This window comes from Acinetobacter sp. SwsAc6 (genome assembly GCF_013391565.1).
GTDB classification, from domain to species: Bacteria; Pseudomonadota; Gammaproteobacteria; order Pseudomonadales; family Moraxellaceae; genus Acinetobacter; species Acinetobacter cumulans.
Genome location: NZ_JACAXE010000056.1, coordinates 1 through 5,155 on the forward strand (window position 1 = coordinate 1; position 5,155 = coordinate 5,155).

The 5,155-nt window shown below is 41.3% G+C and carries 6 protein-coding genes and 1 pseudogene; 5 read left to right on the plus strand and 2 right to left on the minus strand.

The genetic code is table 11. From position 1 onward, the window contains the following. The 3 genes and pseudogenes from HYG93_RS18875 to HYG93_RS18885 form a co-directional block, all read left to right on the plus strand. Positions 1 to 110, plus strand: a pseudogene (locus HYG93_RS18875) (IS5/IS1182 family transposase); the annotation flags it as partial. Between the two features lie 190 nt (positions 111 to 300). Next, on the plus strand, positions 301 to 636 hold the full coding sequence (locus HYG93_RS18880) for a hypothetical protein (RefSeq protein ID WP_178962778.1): 336 nt from the start codon (positions 301 to 303) through the stop codon (positions 634 to 636). 211 nt (positions 637 to 847) lie between these two features. Then, on the plus strand, positions 848 to 1,186 hold the full coding sequence (locus HYG93_RS18885) for a tRNA-binding protein (protein WP_106986759.1): 339 nt from the start codon (positions 848 to 850) through the stop codon (positions 1,184 to 1,186). A 53-nt stretch (positions 1,187 to 1,239) separates the two neighbouring features. On the opposite strand, the gene lnt is transcribed toward HYG93_RS18885, so the two are convergent. Together lnt and HYG93_RS18895 are read right to left on the minus strand one after the other, a co-directional pair. Further along, positions 1,240 to 2,799, minus strand: coding sequence for an apolipoprotein N-acyltransferase (gene lnt, locus HYG93_RS18890; RefSeq protein ID WP_120367735.1), 1,560 nt, complete (start codon positions 2,797 to 2,799; stop codon positions 1,240 to 1,242). Then, positions 2,796 to 3,635 carry an HlyC/CorC family transporter gene (locus HYG93_RS18895; RefSeq protein WP_106986757.1) on the minus strand — a complete coding sequence of 280 codons (840 nt, stop codon included), beginning with the start codon at positions 3,633 to 3,635 and terminating at the stop codon, positions 2,796 to 2,798. Before HYG93_RS18895 ends, lnt begins: the two co-directional genes overlap by 4 nt. Positions 3,636 to 3,951: 316 nt before the next feature. Between HYG93_RS18895 and tusA the strand changes: the two genes are divergently transcribed. Both tusA and HYG93_RS18905 read left to right on the plus strand, forming a co-directional pair. Continuing rightward, positions 3,952 to 4,209 (plus strand): sulfurtransferase TusA, encoded by a 258-nt coding sequence (gene tusA, locus HYG93_RS18900; RefSeq protein ID WP_106986756.1) that lies wholly within the window; start codon positions 3,952 to 3,954, stop codon positions 4,207 to 4,209. Positions 4,210 to 4,356: 147 nt separating this feature from the next. Then, on the plus strand, positions 4,357 to 5,155 hold a 799-nt coding region (locus HYG93_RS18905; protein WP_178962779.1), incomplete at its 3' end, for a phage late control D family protein.

Consider the following 5,155-nt stretch of genomic DNA (forward strand, 5'->3'; position numbering starts at 1 on the left):
AACTCAGTGCAAGGAACTTTAATAGCCAAACCAATGAGATCCATGCACGTGTAGCAGTGTTAAATAAATTTACCGAGTTAGGTCAACCACATACCCAAGTTATGCCTTAAATTTGAGTAGATATGGGCAATCTTAATTTTTACATCTTTGTGCAACAAAGCCGTTGAGATTTATAATAAGAATTATTCCCAAGTTTATTGATTACAATAATCGTAAAATATGAATAAATATAGGCTTTTATTTTAATTTAAAGCTTGCATAATAACTCCATAGACAGGATGAAAGTCAGAGGAGAGCAGTATGAAAGCATTAATACTTACAGATGAAATTAACCAATTTCATTGGGCGATGCTTAAATCTGTGCTTTTGATTTTAAGCTTGTTGCCTGTGAGCCAAGGGATTATGCATTTGTGGCTAAATACCGAAGGCAGTAGCCAAATTATGGTGGGCTTCTTTGCAATTAGTTTGATGAGCTCAATGTTGGCCTTGAGTTTTTGGTCGGCTTTACAAGCAACAGTGGCGAAGCTCAAACAAGAACATAGCACTATTGTTGAAAAAGCTATGGTCAATCTTTACCGTTATGTGCCCATGCTTTCTTTGGCAGGCATGTTGTCATATTTGGCGCTACAGTTCTAAACAGCCGAAACTTATGTGGTATATCAAACCGAGTATATAAACTCGGTTTTTTTGTGCCACTAGATTGGCTTGGGTTAAATTTGTCATGATTCATGCATAGATTGTCGGCTTTCAGTTATATGCTTTGGGGCTGATTTTTGTACAGTGATGGGAATTCATTCAAATCACAGCACATAAAAATCGCAAGGAGCTAAAGATGTCGTCATCCGAGATGCAACATATAGATTGGTCAGACTTTATGAAAGTCGAGCTCAGAGTGGGAAAGGTGATTCAAGCTGAAGTTTTTCAGCAAGCTCGTAAGCCTGCCTATATTCTACATATTGATTTTGGGGAGACATTGGGCATTAAAAAGTCCAGTGCGCAAATTACCCAGCTATATTCGCCTGAAGGCTTAATTGGTAAGTTGGTGCTTGCGGTAGTCAATTTTCCCAAAAAACAAATTGGCCCTATTCAGTCTGAGTGTTTGGTGACGGGTTTTCATAATGTGGAAGGGCATGTGGCCTTATGTGTGCCTGATGCAGATGTTCCATTGGGAACCAGATTACTTTAATACACGTATTAAAAAAACCGAGCTGAAGCCCGGTTTTTTATTTCTTTTTTATATTAGCGACGTGATTTAAAGCTTACATTCACGGTGCGTGGACGGTAAATCCAACCTAATATGAGTAAGAACATAGAGAAGCCTAAAATTGGCCAATCGCTTAAGCGGGTATACAGGGTTTGACCTTGCATGGCAGGTAAGTCCCCACGTAAAACTGCTTCTTGATCCATTGGTGCTTGTTTTACAATATGACCATTGTGATCAATAAAGGCGGTAACGCCCGTATTAGTGGCACGAATAAACCAACGGCCGTTTTCTTTAGCGCGCATTTGTACCATTTGCAGGTGTTGTAAAGGACCTGCAGTGCCTGTAAACCACGCATCATTTGATACAGTCACCAAGAAATCACTTTGGGCTGCATTTCGACGAGTTAGGTTGGGATAAGCCACTTCATAACAAATGGCTGCACCTAAATGATGATTTTTAATATTTAAAGGCTTTTGATCACTCGCACCACGAGAGAAACCACTCATAGATGGATCATTTTGCATGGCAGGCAATACCCAGCTAAGTAGACCTGATAAGGGTATGTATTCACCAAAAGGAACGAGGCGTTGCTTCTTGTACATTCCCGAAGCATTGTCACCTGTGGCCATTATGCTGTTGTAATACATCGGGTGCTGCTCAACATGTGAAGCTTTTAAATCCCAATAAGGAATCCCTGTCACCCATGATGTTCCTGTTTTATCTGCCTGTGCTTTCATGGCATCTAAAAAAGGTTCAATGTCGGTTTGGAACATCGGAATAGAAGACTCAGGCCAAACAATTAAGTCACGACCCCACTCACTACGGCTAAGTTCTGCGTAGATCATCAATGTTTTGACTTGATATTCCGTTAGCCATTTTAAGTCTTGCGGGATATTGCCTTGAACCAAAGAAACAGAGAGTGGTTTTTCAGCTTTAGGTTGAACAAAACTAAGCTGTGAGGCACCCCAAGCACCGAGCAAGAAAATAGCTGAAGGTACCAGCCAAAAAATGCGTTTATTCAGCACTTCTACGACAGCACAGGCCAGTACAATCACCACAAAAGACACGCCAAATACACCAAAGAGCGGTGCATAGCTGTCGAGATAGCGTTCAGTAAATGCATAGCCTGCAAAGAGCCAAGGGAAACCTGTGAAGACCCAAGTTTTAGCCCATTCAAACAGAACCCAGAGTGGTGCAAATGTTAGCGGTGTTTCTGGGAAAAACCGACGATATAGCCATGTTTGTATCGCGCTAAATAAACCCATAACGATGGCCATAACTGCAATCATTAGCACGCTCAGTACAGCATTGGTATCGCCGTATACGTGTATAGAGGTATAGAGCCAAAATGCGCCAACAAACCAAAGACCAAAACCATAGGCCAAACCAATGAAAAACGCATGTTTAGCACTGCGTTTACGCAGGCTTGCATATAATAATGCAGGCGATAAAATCGCCAGCCACCAATAATGGTAAGGCGCGAGTGCTAAGCTAAAAATCGCCCCTGAAAATAGGGCGATCAGCAAAGGTAAAATTAAAGGCAGCTGTTTTTGTTGTTCTGCGGGATTTAACAGCTTGTCAAAGAAGGTTCTCATTTACGGACAGCTCGAATCAGATGAATAGTGCGGGCATCTGCTTCCAAAATCGTAAATTCCCAATTTTCAAGGTCAACAGTTTGTCCTTGTAAATCGCTCACTAAACCAATTTCTTGTAGCAATAGACCGCCAACAGTTTCTACTTCATCATCCGAAAAGTCAGCATCTAAAACATTGTTAAAATGTTCGATTGGTGTAAGTGCTTGAACGAGCCAAGTATTTGCAGTATTGGGGTCTGCATCTGGCACGATAAACTCAGCTTCTTCATCCACTTTGTCGTGTTCATCTTCAATTTCACCGACAATTTCCTCCAAGATATCTTCTAAAGTTACGATACCTGAAGTTGTGCCGTATTCATCAATCACAATTGCAATATGCGTTTGGGTGTTTTTCAACATTCGCATCACTTGATCAGAGCGAGCGCTTTCTGGCACAAACAAAGGCTGACGCATTAAGGCGCGAATATCAACTTTAGCGGTAGGCTCAGTTAAAAATGGCAATAAATCTTTGGCCAATAATATACCCACGACATTGTCGGGTTGATCGGCAGAGAAAACTGGGAAACGCGAATGCGCAGACTCTACCAGCACGTGTAGGATATCAAGAAGCTCATCATCTTCTTGTAAGCTAATCATTGCTGTGCGCGGGGTCATAACTTCGCGGATTTTTGTTGCAGGAAGGTCAAGTACACCTTCAAGCATTGCAACAGTATCGGGTTCTAAAAAACGACGTGAATCTTGTACTAATTTTAACAGTTCGTCGCGGGTTTCTGGCGCAGTGCCTAACCATTTTCGTAAGCCGCGCATGCCCCACGACGGGCCTGATTCCTCGTGCATGATCTTTCCTGAAGACGCTGAATATCTAAAAAAATTGATTTTATCATACCGTAGAAAATACAGTTGTCTATGCATATTGCTATGGGATTGTAGAATGTTCAGATCAAATTATTTAAAAGTTTAGGATTACATCAAATCCCGCAAGCGAAGTTAAAAAAACCAACAACACCTATAATGATGGTGGAGTGCGAAGTTAGATGTTAAATGCAAAAGATTGAGCTGAAGCTGGATTGAAATCTGCAGGGTTTAAGCAAGACCATGTAGGAATAACTGGGCTATGCTAAACTAAAAGGGTTTTCTTCACCTGAGTTTTGCAATGTCTGATTCTGCTATCACACCAAGCCTTCAATTGAATACGCGTGGACTGCGTTGTCCTGAACCTGTGATGATGTTGCATCAAGCCATCCGTAAATCGAAGTCTGGAGATGTGGTTGAAGTATTTGCTACAGACAACTCGACATCATGGGATATTCCAAAGTTCTGTATGCACTTGGGCCATGAACTATTGCTACAAGAAGAACGCTTAGATGAAAATGGCAATAAAGAATTTCATTATTTGGTGCAGAAGGGCTGAGATATTTAAGCGTTTCAAATATTATGTTTGAGCTTAATTTTGAATAATTTACATTTTAAATAAAAATGGGGGCTAGCCTAAGGCGGTGCTAGCTCTTAGAATATCGCCGATTAAATATACAAAAACAATTAGAAAAGATTTCAAAAAATGTTGAATACGATTGCTAAAATTTTAGAAAAATTAGGCTTATCTGCCCAAAAGCGTGTCATACATGCGCAATTTTCCAATCCTGCTTTGAATGACGAGCTTTTTATTCAACGTATTGATGGGGAGCATGTCTTAAACCAAGGCCTGCAAGCGACCCTGATTTGCTTATCCACCAATGCATTGATTCCGCTGAAACAATTTATTGGTGTACAAGTTGCTGTTGATCAAGTGACAGATCGGGGTGAGCTCTTCCGTACTACGGGTATCATCACCGAAGCCACTCAAGGCCAGAGTGATGGTTCACTTACGCTGTATAAACTCAGTTTAGAAGACGCAACGTCGCTGTGGCATAAACGTCGCAATAGCCGTGTGTTTATGAATAAATCAGTGCGTGATGTCAGTGAAACTATTTTTAAAGAATGGCAAAGCAAAAGTCCACTCTTTGCATCCAGTCTAGTGCTTGATCTAAGCGGTTTAAGCCAAAACTATGATGTTCGGCCCTTCATCATGCAGTCGAATGAAAGTGATTATGACTTTTTAACCCGACTTTGGCGTAGTGAAGGCATTAATTGGCTCATTGATGAAGCGCAGCTGAAAGTGCCACATTCCTCAGTGCCAATTGAAAAACAAAAACTCCGCTTGATTGATGACAATAGCCAATATCAAGCACTCAGCCGTCGCAGTATCCGCTTTCATCGTTCTAGTGCAACAGAGCAACAAGACAGCATCACTAGCTTTATCGGTGAGCGTAGCATTCAACCGACAGCAGTACATGTGCAACGTTGGCAAGCTGATGGCC

What these genes read in the sequence shown, in the direction of transcription:
- HYG93_RS18880 (WP_178962778.1), top strand. Translation starts at nt 301, where the DNA reads ATGAAAGCATTAATACTTACAGATGAAATTAACCAATTTCATTGGGCG.
- lnt (WP_120367735.1), bottom strand. Translation starts at nt 2,799, where the DNA reads ATGAGAACCTTCTTTGACAAGCTGTTAAATCCCGCAGAACAACAAAAA.
- tusA (WP_106986756.1), top strand. Translation starts at nt 3,952, where the DNA reads ATGTCTGATTCTGCTATCACACCAAGCCTTCAATTGAATACGCGTGGA.
- HYG93_RS18895 (WP_106986757.1), bottom strand. Translation starts at nt 3,635, where the DNA reads ATGCACGAGGAATCAGGCCCGTCGTGGGGCATGCGCGGCTTACGAAAA.
- HYG93_RS18885 (WP_106986759.1), top strand. Translation starts at nt 848, where the DNA reads ATGCAACATATAGATTGGTCAGACTTTATGAAAGTCGAGCTCAGAGTG.